The 21,880-nt window shown below is 65.1% G+C and carries 21 protein-coding genes; 15 read left to right on the forward strand and 6 right to left on the reverse strand.

The window, feature by feature from the left end:
- Positions 1-47: 47 nt before the first annotated feature.
- Positions 48-1,127, reverse strand: coding sequence for an enolase C-terminal domain-like protein (locus L0D16_RS09600; protein ID WP_243031691.1), 1,080 nt, complete (start codon positions 1,125-1,127; stop codon positions 48-50).
- Positions 1,128-1,131: 4 nt separating this feature from the next.
- Positions 1,132-1,857 carry an AAA family ATPase gene (locus L0D16_RS09605; protein WP_243031692.1) on the reverse strand — a complete coding sequence of 242 codons (726 nt, stop codon included), beginning with the start codon at positions 1,855-1,857 and terminating at the stop codon, positions 1,132-1,134.
- 26 nt (positions 1,858-1,883) lie between these two features.
- Here L0D16_RS09605 and L0D16_RS09610 point away from each other — a divergent pair, with 26 nt between their 5' ends.
- The 3 genes from L0D16_RS09610 (at position 1,884) to L0D16_RS09620 (ending at position 4,482) form a co-directional block, all read left to right on the forward strand.
- Positions 1,884-3,089 (forward strand): hypothetical protein, encoded by a 1,206-nt coding sequence (locus tag L0D16_RS09610; protein ID WP_243031693.1) that lies wholly within the window; start codon positions 1,884-1,886, stop codon positions 3,087-3,089.
- A 61-nt stretch (positions 3,090-3,150) separates the two neighbouring features.
- Positions 3,151-3,642, forward strand: a complete 492-nt coding sequence (locus L0D16_RS09615; protein WP_243031694.1) for a bioflim formation protein — start codon at positions 3,151-3,153, stop codon at positions 3,640-3,642.
- A 3-nt stretch (positions 3,643-3,645) separates the two neighbouring features.
- Positions 3,646-4,482, forward strand: coding sequence for a carbohydrate ABC transporter permease (locus L0D16_RS09620; RefSeq protein ID WP_243031695.1), 837 nt, complete (start codon positions 3,646-3,648; stop codon positions 4,480-4,482).
- Here the strand turns inward: L0D16_RS09620 and mltG are convergent.
- The 4 genes from mltG to alaS all read right to left on the reverse strand — a co-directional run bounded on the left by mltG (position 4,467) and on the right by alaS (position 9,317).
- A complete protein-coding gene (gene mltG, locus L0D16_RS09625; RefSeq protein WP_243031696.1) occupies positions 4,467-5,480 on the reverse strand; it encodes an endolytic transglycosylase MltG in 1,014 nt (337 codons plus the stop codon). The two genes, L0D16_RS09620 and mltG, sit on opposite strands and share 16 nt — an antisense overlap.
- Positions 5,464-5,871 carry a Holliday junction resolvase RuvX gene (ruvX, locus tag L0D16_RS09630; protein WP_243031697.1) on the reverse strand — a complete coding sequence of 136 codons (408 nt, stop codon included), beginning with the start codon at positions 5,869-5,871 and terminating at the stop codon, positions 5,464-5,466. Before ruvX ends, mltG begins: the two co-directional genes overlap by 17 nt.
- Positions 5,852-6,541 carry a hypothetical protein gene (locus L0D16_RS09635; RefSeq protein WP_243031698.1) on the reverse strand — a complete coding sequence of 230 codons (690 nt, stop codon included), beginning with the start codon at positions 6,539-6,541 and terminating at the stop codon, positions 5,852-5,854. The genes ruvX and L0D16_RS09635 overlap by 20 nt, the downstream gene beginning before the upstream one ends.
- 127 nt (positions 6,542-6,668) lie before the next feature.
- Positions 6,669-9,317 (reverse strand): alanine--tRNA ligase, encoded by a 2,649-nt coding sequence (gene alaS, locus L0D16_RS09640; protein ID WP_243031699.1) that lies wholly within the window; start codon positions 9,315-9,317, stop codon positions 6,669-6,671.
- Between the two features lie 30 nt (positions 9,318-9,347).
- On the opposite strand from alaS, the gene L0D16_RS09645 reads away from it, so the two are divergent.
- From L0D16_RS09645 to L0D16_RS09700, 12 genes are all read left to right on the forward strand, one after another.
- The gene (locus L0D16_RS09645; protein WP_243031700.1) at positions 9,348-9,623 is read left to right on the forward strand and encodes an NIPSNAP family containing protein; all 276 of its coding nucleotides are present in this window, start codon (positions 9,348-9,350) and stop codon (positions 9,621-9,623) included.
- A 66-nt stretch (positions 9,624-9,689) separates the two neighbouring features.
- On the forward strand, positions 9,690-10,832 hold the full coding sequence (locus tag L0D16_RS09650) for an ABC transporter permease (protein WP_243031701.1): 1,143 nt from the start codon (positions 9,690-9,692) through the stop codon (positions 10,830-10,832).
- Between the two features lie 145 nt (positions 10,833-10,977).
- Positions 10,978-11,661 carry an ABC transporter ATP-binding protein gene (locus tag L0D16_RS09655; protein ID WP_243031702.1) on the forward strand — a complete coding sequence of 228 codons (684 nt, stop codon included), beginning with the start codon at positions 10,978-10,980 and terminating at the stop codon, positions 11,659-11,661.
- 45 nt (positions 11,662-11,706) lie between these two features.
- Positions 11,707-13,038 carry an FAD-dependent oxidoreductase gene (locus L0D16_RS09660; protein WP_243031703.1) on the forward strand — a complete coding sequence of 444 codons (1,332 nt, stop codon included), beginning with the start codon at positions 11,707-11,709 and terminating at the stop codon, positions 13,036-13,038.
- 155 nt (positions 13,039-13,193) lie between these two features.
- The gene (gene aceA / locus L0D16_RS09665) at positions 13,194-14,510 is read left to right on the forward strand and encodes an isocitrate lyase (protein ID WP_243031704.1); all 1,317 of its coding nucleotides are present in this window, start codon (positions 13,194-13,196) and stop codon (positions 14,508-14,510) included.
- 96 nt (positions 14,511-14,606) lie between these two features.
- The gene (locus tag L0D16_RS09670) at positions 14,607-17,369 is read left to right on the forward strand and encodes a tetratricopeptide repeat protein (protein WP_243031705.1); all 2,763 of its coding nucleotides are present in this window, start codon (positions 14,607-14,609) and stop codon (positions 17,367-17,369) included.
- Positions 17,370-17,457: 88 nt separating this feature from the next.
- Complete coding sequence (gene sufC, locus L0D16_RS09675) at positions 17,458-18,210, forward strand: Fe-S cluster assembly ATPase SufC (protein ID WP_243031706.1); 753 nt, start codon at positions 17,458-17,460, stop codon at positions 18,208-18,210.
- Positions 18,207-19,613, forward strand: a complete 1,407-nt coding sequence (gene sufB / locus L0D16_RS09680) for a Fe-S cluster assembly protein SufB (protein WP_243031707.1) — start codon at positions 18,207-18,209, stop codon at positions 19,611-19,613. The genes sufC and sufB overlap by 4 nt, the downstream gene beginning before the upstream one ends.
- A gap of 42 nt (positions 19,614-19,655) precedes the next feature.
- Positions 19,656-20,948 carry a Fe-S cluster assembly protein SufD gene (gene sufD / locus L0D16_RS09685; protein ID WP_243031708.1) on the forward strand — a complete coding sequence of 431 codons (1,293 nt, stop codon included), beginning with the start codon at positions 19,656-19,658 and terminating at the stop codon, positions 20,946-20,948.
- A gap of 4 nt (positions 20,949-20,952) precedes the next feature.
- A complete protein-coding gene (locus L0D16_RS09690) occupies positions 20,953-21,255 on the forward strand; it encodes a Rieske (2Fe-2S) protein (protein WP_243031709.1) in 303 nt (100 codons plus the stop codon).
- Between the two features lie 115 nt (positions 21,256-21,370).
- A complete protein-coding gene (locus tag L0D16_RS09695; protein ID WP_243031710.1) occupies positions 21,371-21,571 on the forward strand; it encodes a CopZ family metallochaperone in 201 nt (66 codons plus the stop codon).
- A gap of 3 nt (positions 21,572-21,574) precedes the next feature.
- Positions 21,575-21,859 (forward strand): metal-sensitive transcriptional regulator, encoded by a 285-nt coding sequence (locus L0D16_RS09700; RefSeq protein WP_243031711.1) that lies wholly within the window; start codon positions 21,575-21,577, stop codon positions 21,857-21,859.
- Positions 21,860-21,880 lie beyond the last annotated feature (21 nt).

A 21,880-nucleotide genomic window follows, 5' to 3' on the forward strand; every position in this document is an offset into this window, starting at 1 on the left:
GCTCTAACCTAGAACCGCGAAGCCCCGCTCTGAAGAGCGGGGAGTCGTCACTCTAGGGCATACCTCCGGAAGGCCGCCTCGTCAAACGAGGCCTCCACCAGGTCCTCCCAGTAGAGCCAGCCCTGGCGGAAGGCGGGGAAGTTCAGGAACCCCCCTTCCGCCTTGAGGTGGAAGGCCAGCTCGTTGGGCTCGGTGACCCCCTGCTGGAAGGCCAAAAGGGCAGACTGGTAGGCGCCAAAGGCGCTTTGCGCCTGGCTTCCCACCATGGCCTTCTTCCCCTTCTCCCGAGCCAGGGAGAGCATCTCCAGGGTCCAGGTAACCCCGGTGCGGGCCGGCTTCAGGTTCAGGATGTCAAAGGTGTCCAGAAGAAGCTCCCGGCGGAGGTCCTTGGGGGTCATGGCCGAGTCGTCGGCGATGAGGGGAAGGATCCTCTTCTCCCTGAGCTTTCTCCTGGCCTCCACCTCCTCTATGGGCAGGGGCTCTTCCACGTAAAGGAGGCCCATCTCCTTCCAGGCGAGAAGGTAGCCTTCGGCCTCTTTAGGGGAAAGGGTCTCGTTGGCATCGGCGTAAAACTCAGCCTCAGGGAAGGCCTCCTTGAGGCGGGCGATCTTCCGGCCATCCTCCTCCAGGTTCCGGCCCACCTTCACCTTGAAGACCCGCACCCCCGCCTCGTAGGCCATGCGGGCATCGGAAAGCAGCTCCTCCTCCTGGGCTATGCCTAGAATGTAGGCCACCCGCACCCGGTGCTTGGCAGGCTTCAGAACCTGGTGCAGCTCCTCCCCTTCGCTCCGGGCCCAGGCCTCCCAAAGGGCCAGGTCCAAGGCCCCCTTTAGGCCCAGGTTGCAGGGGAAGGCCTCCAGGACCTTACGGATGGCCTCCTGGTCGTCGGCCTCCAGGCCCAGAAGCCTGGGCTTCAGATACTCAAGGCCTGCGCGAACGCTTCCCCAGGTTTCCCCGTAGATGGTGGGGCGGATAGCCACCTCCGCCTGGCCCAGGGAACCATCGCTCAGCTCCACCCGCAGAAGGGCGTGCTCAATGGCCTCCATCTCCGAGGCCTTGCCCCAGCGCAAGGGCGCCTTTAGGGGGATGCGGAAAGGGATCAGCCTCAGGTCGCGGATCCAAGCCATGGCGCTATTCTATAAGCCCCTTAAGGAAGTTCTTGACGGCGTCCACCTCCTCTTCGAGGGAAAGGGCTTCCGTGTCCAGGACCAAGGCCCGGGGATGCCCCTTAAGAAGCCGCAAGGGCCCCAGGGGATCGTAGTTCCGCTTCTCCTCGGCCACGATCTTCAGCTTGGCCAAGACCTCCTCCCAAGGGGCCAGGGCCAAGGCCTCCTCCAGCTCCTCCGGGGACAGAACCCCTTCCGCCAAGCCCCGGAGGGCCTCGAGCTCCTCAGGGCGTAGCTCCACCCGGTCAAAGGCATCCCCACGGGAAAGAAGCCGCTTCAGCCGGGTGGCCTCCCGGGCATGCAGGACCACGAAAAGGGCCTTGGGCAGGTGGGCCAGGGCATAAGCCACCTCCGCCTCCCCCCGAAGCCCGTCAAAGAGGAGGGGAAAGCGGGGTTCCCCATACCCCCGGGCCAGGACCTCGGCCACCCCTCCCGGGAACTCCTCCCGGAAGCGGCGGGTGAGGCGGAAACGCTCCTCCCGGGGAATGGGCGGGGTTACCCCGTAGCGGGGAAGGACATAGAGGTCCACCAGCTCCCGGCGGTCGGGAAGCCGGGAAAAGCCCAGGGCCTCCACCAGGGTGCTTTTCCCCACCCCGGTTAGGCCCACCAGGATGAGGAGCGGTTGGTCCTTTAGGGGGACGAGGCCCGGGTGGGCCTCGAGGGAGAAGGTAGCAAGGGGCCTAGGGGCCATAAGGGGGATTGTAATTTAAGCCAGGTTTGCTGTACAGTGGCCTTAAAGGGTTTCCTTTCTTACTCCACGCTAACGCCACAACCCCTAAAGGAGGTGAAGCCATGAGAAAGCTTGCCCGCTTTACAGGTCTCGGCCTTATTGGTTTGCTACTGGTAGCCTGCCCCATGCAGCCAACCCCCCAAGCCAACGCCACTCCCCAGGAGACGGGCCAGTACCTCCAAGCCCTAGGTGAGGAAATCCAGCAAGTAATCCAGGAACTTAAAAACGCCCTTAAGGGATTTTCCCCTGAGCTTTCTATGCAAGGTCTAAGCCCCAACTCCTTACAAAGCATTCCAGAACTCCGCCTAGAAAAGCTGTTTTCCATCCAACCCCTGGATATCGTTCCCTTGGCTACTCAAAACTTGCCTCGTGGAAAGATTGAGTGCATAGGCGGGAACTGCAATCAGGTAGGTCCCTCTGACGACTGGGAGCTGCGCTTCAAGCAACAGGCCACCGATCCCTGGAACAAACTTCTGGCGGACTGGGATGCATCCACCATAGGGACACCTTCCCCTACCGTGGAGACCCATCAGCCCTACAGTACGCAGAACACCGGGGAAACCCCTACCAAAGCTTTCTTTGCGGTGGATTTTGGCGAGAATGGATCCAATGAAGGGCAGGCTACCTTTACAGCCCGCTGGCGGCCCAGCACCTGCTTGAGCGGTAAGTACCTTCTGGAGCCGGAGAGCCTTAGCCTCCAGGGTTTCCTAGACCACCCCAACGGCAGCCAGCGCTTGGTAGACCTGGCCAAACTTAGCATCACCACCAGCGATACCCGCTTGGCCCTAGATTGGAATCTCAGCCTTCTCACTCAAGGAAATGACAGCGCCCTCCACACCCAAGGCCAGGTGGTGGTGAACGGCACCTCCACGCCGGGGACCTGTGGGAGTCTTCTGGAAAACTTCAACGCCTCCTCAGGTGAGGTCTCCATCGATTTGAGCACCCATAATAGTTCCTTGCACCTCAGCTTCAGGGTAACCCAGGTGGAGGAAAGCCCCCTGCGCATCCACATCCAGGACGGGCTCATGCGAGTGAACAGCAAGGTGGTCACCTTTGAAGGTATCTTAGACGATGCGAACAATAACTGCATCCCCGGAGAAAATCTCACCCTCCACTTTGCTGGCGGCCAAACCATGAACCTGGAAACCTTCTTCACCCAGCACATGGGTGCCCAACCCTGCAACGAACCGTAAATCCTCCTTGCTCCCGTACGCTCGGCCGTAGGCCGGGGGTATCTGTTAGGATGGGGTGGATATGAAACGCCTGATCCCCTTCACCTTTTTGGCCCTAAGCCTGGCCCTAGCCCAAGCCCCCGCCTACCCGGAAAACACCCTGGGCCTGGGGTACGCCCCGGGCAAGGGCCTTTACCTGCAAGGTGGCGCCCTTTTGCCCTTTAGCCCCTTGGGGATTGACACCGGGCTGGACCTGCAGGTCCTCCTCTCGCAAAACCCCGAAGTCTTGGCCTTTTTCAAGGCCAACCTCTTCCCCGGCCTGGTCCTGGCGGACCTCTACGCCTCCGTGGGGCTGGGGCTGGACCTGCGGTACCCCTTTGGTGTGCACCTGGGGCCGGTGGTGAGCCTCGAGGTGCCCGGAGGAGCCCTTTCCGCCTACGGGGGACTGGGCTACCAAGGGGGCTTCCACCTGGCCTGGGGAGCAGGCTTCAGGCTCTACCTGGAGCCCTTGGCCCTGGAGGTCTCTGCCTCTGACCGGTATCCCTTGCTTCTAAGCCTCCTCTACCTTTGGTAACCCGTGCGGCGCCTTCCCCTGGTTCTCTTCTCCCTTCCCGCCCTCCTCACCCTGGGGGTTTTCCTCCTCTACCCCTTTCTGGATGTGATCCGCTTTTCCACCTGGGAGTGGTCGGGGCTTTCCGAGCCGAAACCGGTGGGGCTGAAAAACTACCAGGACCTCCTAAGGGACCCTGCCTTCTGGGGAAGCCTCTGGGTGACCCTGAAGTTCATGCTCCTGGCCCTGCCCCTTTTCGTGGGGCTTTCCCTGGCCTTGGCGGTGGCCTTGGAGGGAGCCCCCTACGAGCGCCTGGCCAAAAGCCTTCTCTTCCTCCCGGGCCTCGTCACCCTGGGCGGGGCCACCCTAAGTTGGTACACCCTCTTCACCCCCGAGTACGGGGCCCTGGCCCAGTTCCTGCCCATCCCCCCCTGGGACCGGGAGGGCTTTTGGGCCCTTTTCATGGTGGTCCTCTTCACCCTGTGGCGCCACCTGGGGTATGGGGTCCTGGTGGCCTCCGCCCGGCTTAAGGCCATTCCCAAAACCCTTTTGGAAGCCGCCTATGTGGACGGGGCCGGGCCCTGGGAGGCCTTCCGCCACGTGGTCCTCCCCCTCATGCGCCCGGCGGTGGCCTTTTTGGTGGTGGTGGGCACCATCCTCGCCTTACAGTCCTACTCCGCGGTCTTCCTCCTCACCCGGGGCGGGCCCTACGGGGCCACCCGGGTCCTGGGCTACTACCTCTACGAGTCGGGCTTTGAGAACTTCCGGTTGGGCTACGCCGCCGCCGTCACCGTGGTCATCCTCCTCCTCACCCTCTTCTTCGCCTATGCCCAGCTTAGGCTTTTGCGTCACGGGGAGGAGTAGCGGTGCTGGCGAAGGCCCTCTAGATGGGCCTCAAAGCTGGTGCTGAGAAAAAGCCGGCCCTTAGCGTGGAAAAAGTAAAGGTAGGGGCGGCCTTGGGAATCGGTGCGCACCGGGTTCAGCACCGCCAGAAGCGCCGCCCGCCCCGGGTTGCCGATGGGCCCGGGGGGAAGCCCGGCATAGCGGTAGGTGTTGTAGGGGGAGTCATGGGCGAAATCCCCGGCCTTCCGGGAGAGTTCAGGTAGGCGCTTGCCCAGGGCATAGGCCACCGTGGGATCCGCCTGGAGGGGCATGCCCCGTTCCAACCGGTTTAGGAAAACCCCTGCGATCATGGGCATCTCCTCGAGGCTCCCCGCCTCCGCCTGGACGATGGAGGCCAAGGTCACCCAGGCGTGAACGGAAAGCCCCCTCTCCTGCAAAAGGCGCTTTACCGGAGGGGTAAGCTCGGCCTCAAAGCGGCGCAGGAGGGCCCGGAGCACCTCCTCGGGGGTGGCCAACAGGTCAAAGGTGTAGGTGGCCGGGAAAAGGTAACCCTCCAGGGTCCCTCCCTCCACGTAGGGAGGGCGCAAGGCACCGGGCTCCTGGACGATCCTTAGGAAACCCTCCCCATCCAGCCCGGCCTGGGAAAGCCTTCGGGCGTAGTCCACAGCCCTTTCCCCCTCGGGGAAGGTGAGGGTTACGGTAAGGGGCTTCTCCCCTCCCGTGAGGGCCCGGGCCAGGCGGAAGGCCCCCTCCCCCGTGAGGCGGTAAACGCCCGGGACCAGTCCCTTGGCCCGGCCGGAGAAGCGGAGATAGGCGGCAAAAAGGTAACCTGAGCGCAAAAGCCCCGCCTCTTCTAAAATCCTCGCCACCTCCTGCCCCGTGGCCCCTCGGGGAATGCGCACGGTGGCCTCCTTCCCCGTAGGGCCCAAAAGCCACAGGGCATAGGAGAGGAGGAGGGCAAAGGTGACGAATAGGGCCACCACCCCCCGCCAAAGCCAGCGCCTAGAGCCTTCCCGCAAGATACCCCTCCAAAAGGACCACCGCACTCATCTCATCCAGCCGGCCCTTCTCCTGGCGAACCCGCTTGGGAGCGTGTTTTAGGCGCCTGGCTGCCGCCTGGGTGGTGTAGCGCTCGTCCACCAGCTCCACCTCCACCCCCTTGGCCCTAAGCGCCTCCACCAGGGGAAGGACCCGCTGGGCCTGGGCGCTCTCCTTAAGGTCGGTGCGCAGGGGAAGGCCCACCACCAGCTTCCCCACCCCCTCCCGGCGCATGAAGTCCAGGATGGCCGCCACATCCGCTTCCAGGCCCTTGCGCACCAAATACCCCCGGCCAAAGGCCAAGGGGCTTCCCTCCTCCCCCACCGCCAGGCCGATCCTGGCCTCTCCCACATCAAGCGCGCCCAGACGCATACGGGACACTACGGTCCGCCAGGGCCACCCCCAGGTAGAGGAGGGTAATCCCCATGGCCCTGCCCACCTCCTCGAGGCCCACCACCCCAAAGCGGTTCAGGGTGCTGGTGGAGGCCAACACCAAGGCCGCCAGGAAGATGAGGGCCGTGCCCTGGGCCCTAAGGGGGTTCTTCCGCCAGAAGAGCAGGGTGGTGTAGAGGGCCACCCCCGCCATCAGCACCGTGCCCAAAAGGTTAAAGGGAATGGTCCAAAGCCGAGGCGAGGTAAGGCTGGGCTCAGGGAAAGCCTTGCCCGAGGGGGCATAGGGCGCAGGAAGCTGGGAAAAGTCCAAGGGTGCTGCCAGCACCAGGTAGAGCCCATACAGGATCAAGGGCAAAAGCGCCCAAAGAAGCCCCCGGGCCGCCCTGGGGTTCAGAAGGGCCAGGCTCCCTAGGCCCAGAAAAGTCACCCCGTGCATGGCCCCGGCAAGGTACCAAAGCCGGTAAAGAAGGGGGTTCCAGGCCCCTAGAAGCTTGGCCAAAAGCTCGGCGGAAACCCCTAAGGCGAAGAGGAGAAGGCCTAGGGTGTACAGGCCATTGTGCAGGGAAGGGCGCCTGCGGTAACGCCCGAAGGTGAGGCCGAAAAGGGCCCAGGAGAGGGCCACAGCCAGGAGGCTAAGGGCTAGTGCCATGGCGCCATTTTACCCCAGGGTACGGGGAAGGGGTTTAACCCTATCCCACCTCCGCGGTTCGCCCCGGGCCACGTGCGTTCCGGTACACCCTTTCCCCAAACCAAGGGGGCGAGAAAGGCTTTCGGCCTTAGGGCAAGAGGCTGGGAAGGACCTCCCGCGCCTTCTCGGGGGATAGCCCACCCCCTTGGGCCAAGGCCCCCTTCCCGCCCCCCCGGCCCCCGGCCCGCTCGGTGAGGGCCCGGAAGAGGGCTCCGGCCTCGAGGCCCCTCTCCTGGGCCCGGGGGGAAAGCTTCAGCACCGCCTGTCCCCCACTCAGGACCAAGGCCACGTCGGCGCCCTTCCCTACCAGGTCGTCCGCCGCCTGGCGCAAGGCGGCCAGGTCCACCCCGGGAAGCTCCAGCACCCCGTAGCGCAAATCCCCCTTCTCCAAGAGGGCCAACTCCTTCTTGAGCTCCGCCTGCACCAGGCGTGCTTTGAGGCTTTCCACCTCCTTCTCCTTGGCCTTGAGCTCCTGCAGGAGCTTTTCCACGCGCTCCTCCAGCTTGGCCTCCCCTACGGAAAGCCGCTCGGCCAAGGCCTTAATCCGGTGGAGGCTGCCCCGGGCGAAGCGCACCGCCCACTCCCCGGCCACCGCTTCCAGGCGCCGCACCCCGGCGGAAACCGCCTCCTCCCTCTGGATGAGGAAGGCCCCGATCTCCCCCGTGCGCCGCACGTGGGTGCCCCCGCAAAGCTCCTTGGACTCCACCCCGGGCAGGGGGCTTCCCTCCACCCGCACCACCCGCACCACCTCCCCATACTTCTCGCCGAAAAGGGCCATGGCCCCCTCCCGCTTGGCCTCCTCCAGGGGCAGGTAGCGCCAGGTGACGGGGAAATCCGCCATGATCCAGCGGTTCACCAAAAGCTCAATCTGCTCCAGCTCCTCCTCCCTAAGGGGCTCGGGGTGGGTGAAGTCAAAGCGCAGCCGGTCCGGGGCCACCAGGCTTCCCGCCTGGCGCACATGGGGGCCCAAGACCGCCCTCAGCGCCGCATGGAGGAGGTGGGTGGCGGTGTGGTGGCGCTCCGTATCCCGGCGGGCGGGATCCACCACCGCCCGCACCCTTTCCCCCACCCGCAAGGTCCCCTCCTCCACCCTGGCCCGGTGCAGGAAGATCCCCTTTTCCGTCTTGAGGGTGGTTTCCACCCTGGCCCGGCCCCTGGGCCACTCCAGGTGGCCAAAGTCCCCGATCTGCCCACCCCCTTCCGCATAGAAGGGGGTCCGGTCCAGGACCACCTGGACCTCGGTGCCAGGGCCCGCCTCCTCCAGGCTTTGGTCCCCGGCCAGGAGGGCCAAGACGGTGGCCTCCCCTTCCAGGGTCCCATAGCCCAGAAACTCCGTGGCCCCCCTTTCGGCATAGAGCTCCTCCAGCACCTGGGCACTCTTCTTGAAGATCTCCCGCTCAAAGGCCATGGCCGCCCGGGAGCGCTCCTGTTGCTCCTCCATGGCCCGCTTGAAGCCCTCGGTGTCCACGCCAAAGCCCCTCTCGGCGGCAATCTCCACCGTGAGGTCCAAGGGGAAGCCGTAGGTGTCGTAGAGGCGGAAGGCCTCCGCCCCTGGCACCACCTCCCCCGGCTTAAGGCCCGCAAGCAGGGTATCCAGCCGCCTGAGGCCCCCTTCCAGGGTTTCCAGGAAGCGTTCCTCCTCGAGGCGGATCTGCTTCTCCACCGCGGGCAGGTTGGCCTGCATCTCCGGGTAGAAGTCCCCTAAGACCTCGGCCACCACCGGGGCCAGGCGGTGGAGGAAGGGGTCTTGGAGACCCAAAAGGTAGCCATGCCTCAAGGCCCGGCGGAGCAGGCGGCGGATCACGTAGCCCCGGCCGGTGTTGGAGAAGGTCACGCCATCGGAAAGGGCCGCCACCACCGCCCGCACGTGGTCCGCGATCACCCGGTGGCTCACGGAGGCCTTCCCCTCGTAGGGCTTGCCGCTCCAGAGGGCCACCCGCTGGATGATGGGATAGAAGGTGTCCGTGCGGTAGAAGTCCTCCACGTCCTGCAGGATGGCCGCCACCCGGTAAAGGCCCATGCCGGTGTCAATGTTCTTCTGGGGCAAAGGCTTCAGGATGCCGGGGCCGGGTATGGGGCCTTGGCGGTCGTACTGGGTGAAGACCAGGTTCCAGATCTCCACGAAGCGGTCCCCGCTTCCCGTATTGGGGCCGGTTTCATCGGGGGTGCCAAAGGCCGGGCCCCGGTCAAAGAAGATCTCCGAGCAGGGGCCAGAAGGCCCGTTGGGCCCATGGGTGATGGCCCCTCCAGGCCAGTAGTTCTCGTCCTCGCCAAAGCGGCCAATCCTTTCCTCCGGGACCCCCACCAGGTCCCGCCAGATGGCGTAGGCCTCGTCATCGTCCTCGTAGACCGTGACCCATAGCCGATCGGGGTCCAGGCCCAGCCACTTGGGGTCGGTGAGGAACTCCCAGGCCCAGAGGATGGCCTCCTTCTTGAAGTAGTCCCCAAAGGAGAAGTTGCCCAGCATCTCAAAGAAGGTGTTGTGCCGGGCGGTTCTCCCCACGTTCTCTATGTCCCCCACCCGGAGGCATTTCTGGCAGGTGGTAATCCTTCGCCACTCCTTGCCCCCGAAGATGGGCTTGGCCCCCAGGAAGTAGGGCTTTAGGGGGGCCATGCCCGCAGAGGTGAAGAGCAGGGAGGGGTCGTTTTCGGGGATGAGACTGAAGGAGGGCAGGCGCAGGTGCCCCTTGCCCTCAAAGAAGGACAGGTACTTTTCCCGGATCTCCGCCGTGCGCATGCCTCTGATTATAGGCAGTAGACTTAGGCCATGACCGTACAGATGCGCCGCTACCGGCTGAAGGAAGGCGCCAAGGAGGCCTTTCAAAAGGTGTTCCTCGAGGTCATCGTCCCCTTGCGCCAGGCCACGGGCTTCCAGGTCCTGGGAGCCTACTGGATCGGGGAGCGGGAGTTCTTGTGGTTCGTGGGCCACGAGGAGTTCCTCGAGGCGGAAAAGGCCTACTACAGCCACCCCGAAAGGCAGAAGGTGGACCCCAGCCAGTACCTGGAGGAGGTAGAAACCCGCTTCGTGGAAAGGCTCATCTAGCCTCTAGGGAAGGGGTCTGTAGGCTCCGCCACGCCGCGGCCACCCCCAGGGGATAAGCTTTAGGGGATGGAAGTCCTTGCGCTGGTCCTTCGCAACCTCTTGGCCCGTCCCGTGCGTAGCCTCCTGACCCTTCTGGGGGTCTTGATCGCCACCACCAGCATGGTCCTTTTCCTATCCTTCGGGGAGGGCTTGCGGCGCTCCCTGGCCCAGGAGCTATCCCGGGTGGGCCCCGCCATCCAGATCGTCCCCGAGGGGATGGAGGGGCTGGGGTTCTCCGGGTATCCCGAAATCACCCCCAAGGAGTACGGCCTGGCCCAGGAAGCGGGCAGAGAGCTGGGGGTCAGGGCCATCATCCCCACCCTCTTCCTGGCTCGAGGCGGGTTTGACCCCCAGACCAGCTTCTTCTTCCAAGGCCTGCCGGAAGGGGTCGCCCCAGACCTTCTTTACCCGGGGGTAAGGGTCCAGGCGGGTTCGCTCCTTCCCTCGGAAAGAGGGGCCATCGTGGGGGCCAAGGTGGCCAAACGCAGCCAGCTTTCCCTGGGAGGCCCCCTCAGGCTTTCCCCCCGGGTGGAACTGAGGGTGGAGGGCATCCTGGAGGAAAGCGGAGGGCTTGCCGATAACCTCATCTTCGTGCCCCTAAAGCCCTTGCAGGAGGTTTTGGGCACGGAAAACTACACCGCCTTGCTGGTGGCCCTAAACCCCGGGCAGAAGGCGGAGGAGGTGGCCCGGGCCCTGGAGGCCAGCCTCCCCGGCCTCAAGGCCCAGACCACCGGGGACGTGATGCGCTTTGCGGAAAGGGCCCTGCGCATCAGCGACCTGGTGCGCTTTGGCATCAGCCTGGTGGCCTTGGTGGTGGGGGGGCTTTTGGTGGCCAATACGGTGATGATGTCGGTGTACGAGCGCATTCGGGAGTTTGGGGTCATGCGCGCCTTGGGAGCTAGGCGGGGCTTTATTTTCCGCTTGGTGGTGCTGGAGGCCCTGCTTCTGGCCCTCCTAGGCGGGGCGCTGGGCCTGGCCTTGGGGAGCGCCGTTTCCTACGCCATCAACCTCTACACCCTGGACCAGGTGGGCCTAGCCCTTTCCGCGGTCACCCCCAGGCTTTCCCTTTTCGCCCTCTTGGTAGCCCTGGGGCTGGGGCTTTCCGCCGGGCTTCTTCCCGCCTACCACGCCAGCCGCATCCCGGTGGTGGAGGCCTTGGGGAGGGTGTGATACCGCCCGGGCCCACGCCAGGGTGGGGCCCCGGAAAAGGCCTTGGCTCGGCGAAAGGGCCGTGGAGGAACGAGACATGAAAAACGGGGACCAGGCTACCCCACCCCAGCTTCCACCGAGGATTGGGGCCAATAGGGAGTCAACGATGGCCAACCTACGAGCCGAAAACCTCAGCAAGCGCTATCGGCAGGGGGAGAGGGAGGTGGTGGCCCTCGAGGGTTTCACCTTCTCCTTTCCCCAAGGGAGTACCGCGGTGGTGGGGCCTTCGGGGAGCGGCAAGACCACCCTCCTAAACCTCCTCGCCGGTTTTGACCTGCCCACGGAAGGGGGAGTGTACCTGGGGGAGCTGGCCTTGCACCAGCTTTCCGAGGACCAAAGGGCCGAGGTGCGCCTGCGGAATATGGGCTTTGTCTTTCAGCAGTGGAACCTGATCCCCACCCTTACCGCCTGGGAAAACGTGGCCTTTCCCCTCCTCCTTGCAGGCCTCCCCCCCAAGACCCGAAGGGAGCGGGCCCTGGCCCTTTTGGAAGCGGTTGGGCTTTTGGAAAGGGCCCACCATCTGCCAAGCCGCCTTTCTGGGGGGGAGCAGCAACGGGTGGCCCTGGCCCGGGCCCTGGCCCTGGATCCCCCCATCCTCTTCGCCGACGAGCCCACGGGGAACTTGGACGCCTCCTCCCGGGAACAGGTGGCCTCCCTGCTCTTTGAGGCTGGGCAGGCGCGCACCCTCATCCTGGTGACCCACGACCTGGAGCTGGCAAGCCAGGCGGACCGCATCCTGCACCTAAGGGGAGGCCGGCTGGTACGGGTAGCCACCCCGGCACCAGGCTAAATCCTGGGGACATCTGGCCCCCTAGGCCGTGGCACAATACCCTCTATGGGCAAGCGGCTGGTGGTGATCGGTGGGGTGGCAGGTGGGGCTTCCGCCGCCGCCAAGGCCAAGCGGGAAAACCCGGACCTCGAGGTGGTGGTCTACGAAAAGTCGGGCTGGGTTTCCTACGGGGCCTGCGGCCTGCCCTACGTGCTTTCCTGGGAGATTCCCCGTCTGGAAAAGCTGGTGGCCCGGACCCCGGAGGAGTTCCGAAAGCAAGGGGTAGGGATCCACACCCATCACGAGGTGGTGGACGTGGACCCCGAGCTCAAAACCCTCACCGTCTTTGACCACCAGGAAGGGCGCACCTTCCAGGACCGCTACGACCACTTGGTCCTGGCCACCGGGGCTAAGCCCATCCTTCCCCCCATCCCGGGCACGGAGCAGCCAGGGGTCTACACCCTAAGGAGCATGGAGGATGGCCAAAAGCTCCTCAACGCCCTGGAAGGGGCCAAAAGGGCCGCCATCCTGGGAGCGGGGTACATCGGCCTCGAGGTGGCCGAGGCCTTCCGCAAGCGGGGCCTCGAGGTCACCCTCCTGGAGCTCAAGGACCGCCCCTTACCCCACTGGGATGGGGAGGTGGGCCATCTCCTCAAGGAAGAGCTGGAGCGCCATGGGGTGGAGGTCTGGACGGGGGTGAAGGTGGTGGCCTTCAGGGGCCAGGGCCGGGTGGAGGCGGTGGAAACCTCGGAAGGGGTGGTGCCCGCCGACCTGGTCCTGGTGGCCACGGGGGTCAGGCCCAACACCCTCTTGGCCCAGGCCATGGGGGTAGCCTTGGGCCCCACGGGGGCCATCGCCACCGACGAAAGAATGCGCACCAACCTGGAAGGCGTGTATGCCGCCGGGGACGTGGCGGAAAGCTTCCACCAGGTGCTGAAGCGCCCCTACTGGCTTCCCTTGGGGGACGTGGCCAATAAGCATGGCCGCACCGCCGGGGCGGTCATCGCCGGCAAGGAGGCCCGCTTCGGGGGAGTGGTGGGCACGGCCATCTTCAAGACCTTCGGTTTGGCGGTGGCCACCACCGGGTTATCCCACGAGGCCGCCTTAAGGGAGGGCTTCCAGGCTAAGAAGGTCTTCATCCAAAGCCGGGACGGGGCCCATTACTACCCAGGAAGCCAGCCCCTTTGGGTGGAGCTCGTCTACGAAGAGGGGACGGGAAGGCTTCTGGGTGGGGCGGTGGTGGCCCATGGGCACGGGGCCTTGCGCATAGATGCCCTAGCCGCCCTGCTGCACCAAGGGGGCACGCTGGAGGACCTGCTGAGCCTGGACCTGGCCTACGCCCCGCCCTATAGCCCCGTCTGGGACCCCCTTCTCATCGCCGCCCAGCAAGCCAGGTGACCCCAAAGCCCAGCTGGGGTTCCCCGTAAGCCCCGACAAGGCTGTAAACCGGTGTAGCTGGGAGGGGAAAACACCATCAAGGGGTGTTAAGCCTCTTGCCTTACACCCTACACTGTAACTTCTCCCAGCTCCAGACTGGACTTGGGAGGTGAGGGATGGATCCCTTAAGCATGCTGACCCCCGAGATGCGGCAAGAGGCGGAGGAGCTTAGGCGGGAGTGGGCCACCAACCCCCGGTGGAAGGGGGTGAGGCGGGACTACCGCCCTGAGGACGTGGTGCGGCTTCGGCCCAGCGTGAAGGTGGAGTACACCTTAGCCAAGCGAGGGGCAGAGAAACTTTGGCAACTCCTGCACGAGCGCCCTTACGTGCACACCTTCGGGGCCTACACCGGGGCCATGGCGGTGGAGATGGTGCGGGCCGGCCTGGAAGCCATTTACCTCTCCGGCTGGCAGGTGGCCGCCGACGCCAACCTGGCCTGGCAAACCTACCCCGACCAGTCCCTTTACCCCTATAACTCCGTGCCCCAGATCGTGAAGCGCCTCAACAACGCCCTGATGCGGGCCGACATGATCGAGCGCTCCGAGGGCAAGGTGACCCGGGACTGGTACGTGCCCATCGTGGCCGACGCCGAGGCAGGCTTTGGCGGGGCCTTGAACGTCTTTGAGCTCACCAAGGCCATGATTGAGGCGGGGGCCGCGGGTATCCACTACGAGGATCAGCTGGCCTCGGAGAAGAAGTGCGGCCACCTGGGGGGCAAGGTCCTGGTGCCCACCTCCCAGCACATCCGCACCCTGCAGGCCGCCCGCCTGGCCGCGGACATCATGGGGGTGCCCACGGTGATCATCGCCCGCACCGATGCCGAGGCCGCCACCCTGATCACCAGCGACATAGACGAGCGGGACAGGCCCTTTATCCTGCCCGGGGAGCGCACCCCCGAGGGCTTCTACCGGGTGAAAAACGGCCTCGAGGCGGGGATCGCCCGGGCCCTGGCCTACGCCCCCTACGCCGACGTCATCTGGATGGAAACCTCCAAGCCCGACCTGGAGGAGGCCCGCAAGTTCGCGGAAGCGGTGAAGAAGGAGTTCCCGGATAAACTCCTGGCCTACAACCTCTCCCCCTCCTTCAACTGGAAAAAGTTCCTGGACGACGAGACCATCGCCAAGTTCAACCGGGAGCTGGGGGAGATGGGGTACAAGTTCCAGTTCATCACCCTGGCGGGCTGGCACACGGTGAACTACTACACCTGGGAGCTGGCCAAGGGCTACAAGACCCGGGGCATGCCCGCCTTCGTGGAACTGCAACAGAAGGAGTTCCTGGCCCAGGCCCAGGGTTTCACCGCCGTCAAACACCAACGGGAGGTGGGGGCGGGCTACTTTGACGAGGTGGTCCTGGCCCTGACCCAGGGGGAGGCCTCCACCCTGGCCCTCAAGGGCTCCACCGAGGAGGCCCAGTTCAACGAACCCGTGCACTGAGGCCAGGCCTTGCGCCCCTCCTCGCCGCCCCCAAACCGGGGGCGGTTTAATCTGGGTAGACTGTGGCCACACCAGAGCTGCTATAGTGTAATCACCATGTCAGATGCACATACACCCTGGTTGCGCTATCTGGAGGAGCTCCGCCCGCACCTCAGGGGCCGGGACCACCGGGGCAAGCGGGGCTCCTTGCGCTGGCTGGAAGCCCTCATAAGCGAACGGGGGGGCAAGGCGGGGACGGTGCGCAACATCCTCTACAAGGACCTGGGAAGCCCCGAGGAGAAGGAAAGGCTTTACGGGGTCATCGCCGACCTGTACCAGGAGGCGGGCCTCCCTCCTCCTCCTCCCCCGGCGGAGCTTTTCCTGGAAAGCGCCCGCAAGACCCTGGGCCGGGACAAACGCCGGATCTTCCGCCGTTTCCTGAAGGATCTGGAGGCCGGAGGCAAGCCTCAGATGGTGGTGGTGGGGGGGCCGGCTACGGGCAAGGGGGTTCTCTTGGCCGCCTTGAGCCGTGCCCTTTCCGCCTTGCCGGGAAAGGAACCCCTTCTCCTCAACCTGGGGGGGGAACTGGCCCAGGCCCTGGTCCCCTTGGCCGAGGGCTTGGGGACAGGGGAGGAGGTGCGGTCCCTTCTGGCCCAGCTTTCCCCCACCCAGCCCTACATCCTGCAAGGAGCCCTGGAGCAGGAGGTCCTGACCCTCCTGGCCCGGGGCCTGAACCGGGAGGGGCGCCCTCTCCTCCTCCGGGCCGAGGCTGAGGGCACCTTGGAAGGCCTCCCCCTGCGGGGCCCGGACGGCAGCCAAAGGGGGCTTGCGGCCTGGCTGGAGCCTTTCCTAAAGGCCTTGACCATTCCCTACGTGGCGGCCTTAAGCGAGCCACCCCCCACCCTGCCCTTCCAACCCCTCTCCCCTCCGAGCCGGGAGGAGGCCCGGCGCTTTGTCCGGGAACGGCTTCCCCACCTGCCCCCGGAGAGGCTGGAGGCCTTGGTGAACCAGGCGGGGCGCAACTTTGGAGAGCTTTCCCGGTTGGTGCTTCTGGAAGCCGCCAAGCACGATCCCCAAACCCCTTTGCAAGACGATCCGGCCCTTAGACCCCTGCTCCTGGCCCTTTCCGCCTTCAGCCCCGAGGCCGATCCCGCCTTCCCCGCAGAGCTCTTGGAAAAGGCCTTGGGCAAGCCTCTGGAACGCCTTTCGCAAGCGGAAAGGGCCCTTTTGGACTGGGTAGGGGAAGGCCTGGTGCGGCCCGCCCTAAGAAGCCTCCTCCCCCAGGACGCCCCCAAGGAGCTCCACCGCCTGGCCCTCGCCTTTTTCCCTAAGGAAAACCTCTTCCGCAAGCTGCATCACGCCTACAAGGCGGGGGAAATCCGGGTACTTTTGGATCTTCTGCAGGAGGACCCTGCCCGGCTGGCCCTCCTTCCCGGGCTCTGGCAGGAGGCCCAGGCCTGGCCCCGGGAGGACCTCGAGGCCCTGGCCGCGGTGGTGGTGCGCTACCGGGCGGTCTTGGGCCAGTACGCCCACCCCGAGGCGGAAGAGGCCCTCCGGGTGCTCTCGGAGGCCCAAAGCCCCTCCTTGCGCACCTGGGCCCGCATCAAGGCGGCGGAGGCCAAGGCGGACGCCGCCCTTTACAAGGAGGCGGAGGAACTCCTTCCCCCCAAGAAGGACCTCGCGCTCCTGAACGAAACCGCCCAGGCCGAGGGGCTTTTGGTCATGGCGGCGGTGGAGCGCTGGAAAGGGGACTACGAGAAGGCGGCCCGGTTCGTAGAGGAAGCCCAAGGGCTTCCCGTGGCCCCCTTCCTCCAGGACCGGGTACACCTGTGGCGGGGACTGGTGGCCAAGGACCTGGGCCGCTACGGGGAGGCCTTGGAGGCCCTTTCCCAGGTGGGCCACGACCCCCTCCTCGCGGGGAGGGCCCGCTACCAGATGGGGGACCTCCTCATGCGCTTAGGAAGCCTAGAGGCCAAGCCCCGCATGGAGGAAGGCCTAAAGGCCCTGGAGGAAGGGGGTGCCCCTAAGGACGAGGTGGCCCGGGTAAGGGCCCGCTACGCCACCCTCCTCCGGCGCCTGGGCCTTTACCAGGAGGCGGGCGAGGCCATAGCCAAGGCCCTGGCCGAGGCGGAGGACCCCTTCACCCGGGCCCGGGTGGAGAGCGAGGCCGGGATCCTCGAGGCCGCCCGGGGCCGCCCTTTTGCCGCCCTACGGTTTCTGGTTCCAGCCGAAGCCTACTTCCGCACCACGGGGGAAAGGCCCAAGGAGGCCCGCTACCGCCACCTGCGCACCCTCTTCCGCCTAGGAGCCACCTATCTGCTCCTGGAGGCCGGCCAACCCTACCGCCCCCCCTTCCTTGGGGGTCTTACCGCCCCCACCGCCTTCCGCCTTCTTCAGGACCTCCTGGCAGAGATTCCCGAGGAGCCCACCGAGCGCTATACCGCTCTCCGCCTAGACACCCTTAGCCTCCTTTCCCTCCTTCTGCCCCCGGAAGAGGGCAAGGCCCTCCTAAAACCCCTCCTTCCCCTGGAAAACCCCTATCTGGAAGCCCAGGCCCGCCTGGGCTATGCGGAGGCCCTGGCCCGGGGAGGCCGGTTCGGGGAGGCTCTGGCCCAGGTGGTGGCCCTGCCTCCCCTCGAGGACCCAGGCCTCCTGGCCCAAGCCCGGGCGGTGGAGATCCTGGCCCTTTTGGGCCTGGGGGAGAAAGAGGCCGCCTGGCAAAAGGTTCTGGAGGTGAGGAAAAGCCCCCTTCCCGAACCTTTCCGCTTCCAGCTGGGCCGGGCCCTGGGCCGCTTCTGCCCCGAGCTCCAGAGGCGGCTTCCCCCTACCCCCCTGGCCTTTGCCGAAGCCCTGGGCTTCCACCTGGCAAATCCCGACTAAATCACTATACTTTAGGGGATGAGGGGGTTATACTCTTACTGCGAACGGGTCGCAGTAAGGGCCCGACCCAGCATCAGGAGGCAAAACAATGAACCAGCTAGAAATCCGTGACCTCTGGGCTTCTATAGATGGCGAAACCATCCTTAAGGGCGTGAACCTGGTGGTCCCCAAGGGCCAGGTACATGCCCTCATGGGCCCCAACGGGGCCGGCAAGAGCACCCTGGGCAAGATCCTGGCCGGGGATCCCGAGTACACGGTGGAAAAAGGGGACATCCTGCTGGATGGGGAGAGCATCCTGGACCTCTCCCCGGACGAGAGGGCCAAAAAGGGCCTCTTTCTGGCCTTCCAGTACCCGGTGGAGGTGCCGGGGGTGACCATCGCCAACTTCCTGCGCCTGGCCCTCCAGGCCAAGCTGGGCCGGGAGGTGGGGGTGGCAGAGTTTTGGACCAAGGTGAAGAAGGCCTTGGAGCTTCTGGACTGGGACGAATCCTACCTCTCCCGCTACCTCAACGAGGGCTTCTCCGGCGGGGAGAAGAAGCGCAACGAGATCCTCCAGCTTCTGGTCCTGGAGCCCACCTACGCGGTCTTGGACGAGACCGACTCCGGGCTGGACATCGACGCCCTCAAGGTGGTGGCCCGGGGGGTGAACGCCATGCGGGGCCCGAACTTCGGTGCCCTGGTGATCACCCACTACCAGCGCCTCCTGAACTACATCGTCCCCGACCGGGTACACGTGATGATGGACGGGCGCATCGTGGCGGAAGGGGGCCCGGAGCTGGCCCTGGAGCTGGAGGCCCGGGGCTACGAGTGGCTTAGGGAAAGGGTAAAGGAGGAGGCATGAGCGAGGTAGACCTGAAGGCCCTGGGAGAGGAATACAAGTACCACTTCGTGGACGAGGTCAAGCCGGTCTTCGTGGCCGAGCGGGGCCTCACCCGAAGGGTCATTGAGGCCATCAGCTACCACAAGGGGGAGCCCGAGTGGATGCTGAAGTTCCGCCTGCGGGCATTGGAGATTTTCCAGAAGAAGCCCATGCCCACCTGGGGCCCCGACCTCTCGGGCCTGGACCTGGACAACCTGGTCTACTACGTGAAGCCCGCGGAAACCCGGGACGCCAAGAGCTGGGAGGAAATCCCTGAGGAGATCCGCCGGACCTACGAGCGCCTGGGCATCCCCGAGGCCGAGCGCAAGGTGCTGGCCGGGGTGGGGGCCCAGTACGACTCGGAGATGGTCTACCACCGGGTGAAAGAGGAGCTGGAGCGGCAGGGGGTCATCTTCGTGGCCATTGAAGAGGGCATGAAGAAGTACGAGGACCTCTTCAAGGAGTACTTCGCCAAGGTGGTGCCCCCGGAGGACAACAAGTTCGCCGCCCTGAACTCCGCCGCCTGGTCCGGGGGCTCCTTCGTCTACATCCCCCCGGGGGTGAAGGTGGAGCTCCCTTTGCAGGCTTACTTCCGGGTCAACACCCCTGAGTTCGGCCAGTTTGAGCGCACCCTGATCATCGTGGATGAGGGGGCCGAGGTGCACTACATAGAAGGGTGCACCGCCCCCATGTACTCCAGCGAGTCCTTGCACACCGGGGTCATTGAAATCGTGGTAAAACGGGGAGCCAGGAGCCGCTACACCACCATCCAGAACTGGTCCACCAACATGTACAACCTGGTGACGCAAAGGGCCTTGGTCTATGGGGAAGCCTTCCACGAGTGGCTGGACGGCAACCTGGGCTCCAAGGTCACCATGAAGTACCCCTCCAGCTACCTCCTGGAGCCGGGAGCCCGCACGGAGATCCTCTCCATTGCCTTTGCCAAGACCGGGCAGCACCAGGACACCGGGGCCAAGATCATCCTGGGCGCTCCCCACACCTCGGGCACCATCGTTTCCAAGAGCATCTCCAAAGGGGAAGGCCGGGCCAGCTACCGGGGCCTGGTGAAGGTGCTGGACGGGGCCAAGTACGCCAGGGCCAACGTGGAGTGCGATGCCCTCCTCATTGACCCCGAAAGCCGCACCGACACCTATCCCTACATTGAGATCCAGGAGGACACCGCCCACGTGGGCCACGAGGCCACGGTGTCCAAGATGGACGACGAGCAGATCTTCTACCTCCAGACCCGGGGCCTTAAGGAGGACGAGGCCGCAGCCCTCATCGTGCGGGGCTTCATTGAACCCATCGCCAAGGAGCTGCCCTTGGAGTATGCGGTGGAGCTCAACCGGCTCATCGAGCTGGAGATGGAGGGCTCCGTAGGCTAAGGGTCCCCGTCAGGAGCCTTAACCTTTGCCCTAGGAGGATGCATGCAGGTACTGGACAAAACGCAGGTGGAAGCCATTTCGCAGGCCTTGGGGGAACCGGGCTGGGTGCTGGAGAGGAGGCTAAAGGCCCTCGAGGCCTTCGCCCGCCTCCCCTACCCCAGCAAAAAGGACGAGGCCTGGCGCTACACCGACCTTTCCGAGGCCCCCCTGGAAGGGGAAGTGGAAACCCCCAAGGGGCTTAGGCTTTCCCGGGACGAGCTTCCTGAGCTGGTAAAGCGCCGCTTGGAGAAAACCGATGTTTCCGGTTTTCTGGTCTTCGTGGGGCCGGATTTGGTCTACGCCGAGGTCCCCGAGGAGCTTCTGGCTAAGGGGCTGGTCCTTACCAGCCTGGCGGAGGCCCTTAAGGCCTATCCCGCCAAGGTGGAGGCCACCCTGTTCCAGGGGGTTTACACCGAGGACAAGTTCGCTGCCCAAAACGCCGCCTTCTTCACCCACGGGGCCTTCCTCTACGTGCCCGCAGGGCTGGAAGTGGAAAAACCCCTGGGGGTCTTCAAGGTGCTGGAAGGGGGCAAGGCCTCGGCGGGCCGGAGCCTCCTCTTCCTGGAGGACAACGCCAAGGCCGCCTACATTGAGGAGTACCTCTCCTCGGACCTTTCCCCCACCCTGCATCTTTCCGCCACGGAGATGGTCCTAAGGCCCGGGGCCCGGCTGCGCCACGCCCACGTCCAGACTTTTGGCCACGGAGTTTGGCACTTCCACCGGCAAAGGGCCCTTCTGGAGCGGGACGCCGTCTTAAACGACCTGGTGGTGAACCTGGGCGGGCGCTACGCCCGGAGCGAGGTGGCCTCGGAGCTATTGGGCCCGGGGGCGGAAAGCGAGATGCTGGGGCTTTACTTCGGGCACGGCCAGCAGCACTTTGACCATTACACCCTGCAGCACCACGTGGAGCACCATACCCGAAGCGACCTCCTCTACAAGGGAGCGGTGAAGGACGAGGCCCGGGCGGTCTTCTCCGGCCTCATCAAGCTGGAACGGGGGGCCCAGAAGACCGACGCCTACCAGGCCAACCGCAACCTCATCCTCTCCCCCACCGCCCGGGTGGATTCCATCCCCCAGTTGGAAATCGGGGCCAACGACGTGCGCTGCACCCACGGGAGCACCACCGCCCCCGTGGACGAGAGGCAGCTTTTCTACCTCCAGTCCCGGGGGCTTTCCCGTAGCCTGGCCCAAGAACTCCTGGTCAAGGCCCACCTGGCGGATGTCCTCACCCGCATTCCCCTAAAGGCCCTAAGGGCTCACCTGGAAGCGGTGATAGAGGAAAAGGTTAGAATCTAAGGCCATGTGGACCCCGGTAGCCAAGCTGGGCGATCTGGAAAACGGTAGGCTGGTGGTCAAAAGGCCCGAGCACCGCAAGCCTATACTCCTCCTCTACACCGGGGAGGAGGTCTTCGCCCTGGAGGACCTCTGCACCCATGACGATGGCCCCCTGCACGAGGGGGAGGTGGAAGAGGGCCAGATCCTCTGCCCCCGGCACGGGGCCCGCTTTGACCTGAGGACGGGCCGGCAGACCCTGCCCGCCCCCAAGCCGGTAAAGGTCTTCCCCGCCAGGCTGGAAGGGGACACCATCCTGCTGGACCTTTAGGCTAGGTGCTTCCTTGGCCTCGAGGTTTCCCTCGAGGCTTTTGTCCTTGACGTCAGGAAGGGAGAGAGGGTAGGGTAGGAATACCCACCCCACCTGGGGTGGGGGGAGGTGAAGGATGCTGAGGCTCAAGGTGGAAGGCATGACCTGCAACCATTGCGTGATGGCGGTACAGAGGGCCCTCATGAAGGTGCCTGGCGTGGAGAGGGCCGAGGTGAGCCTGGAACGGGCCGAGGCCCTGGTGGAGGGGAAGGCAGACCCCGAGGCCCTGATCCGGGCGGTGGAGGAGGAAGGGTACCGGGCCGCCCTGGCCGGCTAGACCATGCCCCGTGACCACCTCCACCTGGACCCCAAGGTGCGGGAAGAGGCCAGAAAGCGCCTTCTCTCGGCCAAGGGCCACCTCGAGGGCATCCTGCGCATGCTGGAGGATCCCCACGTCTACTGCGTGGACGTGCTCAAGCAACTCAAGGCGGTGGAGGGTGCCCTGGACCGGGTGGGCGAGATGGTCCTAAGGGCCCACCTGCGGGATCACGTGGCCACCGCCCACGAACGGGGGGACATGGAAGAAATCGTAGAGGAACTAATGGAGGCCCTCAAGTACCGTTAGGCCCTCAAGAACCTAGGAGGA

The sequence above is a fragment of the Thermus altitudinis genome, assembly GCF_022760835.1.
GTDB classification, from domain to species: domain Bacteria; phylum Deinococcota; class Deinococci; order Deinococcales; family Thermaceae; genus Thermus; species Thermus altitudinis.

Bases quoted from the DNA above. Each gene is read 5' to 3' on its own strand.
- sufB (WP_243031707.1), top strand. From the start codon at position 18,207: ATGAGCGAGGTAGACCTGAAGGCCCTGGGAGAGGAATACAAGTACCAC.
- L0D16_RS09645 (WP_243031700.1), top strand. From the start codon at position 9,348: ATGACCGTACAGATGCGCCGCTACCGGCTGAAGGAAGGCGCCAAGGAG.
- L0D16_RS09695 (WP_243031710.1), top strand. From the start codon at position 21,371: ATGCTGAGGCTCAAGGTGGAAGGCATGACCTGCAACCATTGCGTGATG.
- sufD (WP_243031708.1), top strand. From the start codon at position 19,656: ATGCAGGTACTGGACAAAACGCAGGTGGAAGCCATTTCGCAGGCCTTG.
- L0D16_RS09655 (WP_243031702.1), top strand. From the start codon at position 10,978: ATGGCCAACCTACGAGCCGAAAACCTCAGCAAGCGCTATCGGCAGGGG.
- L0D16_RS09650 (WP_243031701.1), top strand. From the start codon at position 9,690: ATGGAAGTCCTTGCGCTGGTCCTTCGCAACCTCTTGGCCCGTCCCGTG.
- L0D16_RS09635 (WP_243031698.1), bottom strand. From the start codon at position 6,541: ATGGCACTAGCCCTTAGCCTCCTGGCTGTGGCCCTCTCCTGGGCCCTT.
- L0D16_RS09600 (WP_243031691.1), bottom strand. From the start codon at position 1,127: ATGGCTTGGATCCGCGACCTGAGGCTGATCCCTTTCCGCATCCCCCTA.
- L0D16_RS09615 (WP_243031694.1), top strand. From the start codon at position 3,151: ATGAAACGCCTGATCCCCTTCACCTTTTTGGCCCTAAGCCTGGCCCTA.
- L0D16_RS09690 (WP_243031709.1), top strand. From the start codon at position 20,953: ATGTGGACCCCGGTAGCCAAGCTGGGCGATCTGGAAAACGGTAGGCTG.
- L0D16_RS09660 (WP_243031703.1), top strand. From the start codon at position 11,707: ATGGGCAAGCGGCTGGTGGTGATCGGTGGGGTGGCAGGTGGGGCTTCC.
- L0D16_RS09670 (WP_243031705.1), top strand. From the start codon at position 14,607: ATGTCAGATGCACATACACCCTGGTTGCGCTATCTGGAGGAGCTCCGC.
- aceA (WP_243031704.1), top strand. From the start codon at position 13,194: ATGGATCCCTTAAGCATGCTGACCCCCGAGATGCGGCAAGAGGCGGAG.
- L0D16_RS09700 (WP_243031711.1), top strand. From the start codon at position 21,575: ATGCCCCGTGACCACCTCCACCTGGACCCCAAGGTGCGGGAAGAGGCC.
- alaS (WP_243031699.1), bottom strand. From the start codon at position 9,317: ATGCGCACGGCGGAGATCCGGGAAAAGTACCTGTCCTTCTTTGAGGGC.
- sufC (WP_243031706.1), top strand. From the start codon at position 17,458: ATGAACCAGCTAGAAATCCGTGACCTCTGGGCTTCTATAGATGGCGAA.
- ruvX (WP_243031697.1), bottom strand. From the start codon at position 5,871: ATGCGTCTGGGCGCGCTTGATGTGGGAGAGGCCAGGATCGGCCTGGCG.
- L0D16_RS09605 (WP_243031692.1), bottom strand. From the start codon at position 1,857: ATGGCCCCTAGGCCCCTTGCTACCTTCTCCCTCGAGGCCCACCCGGGC.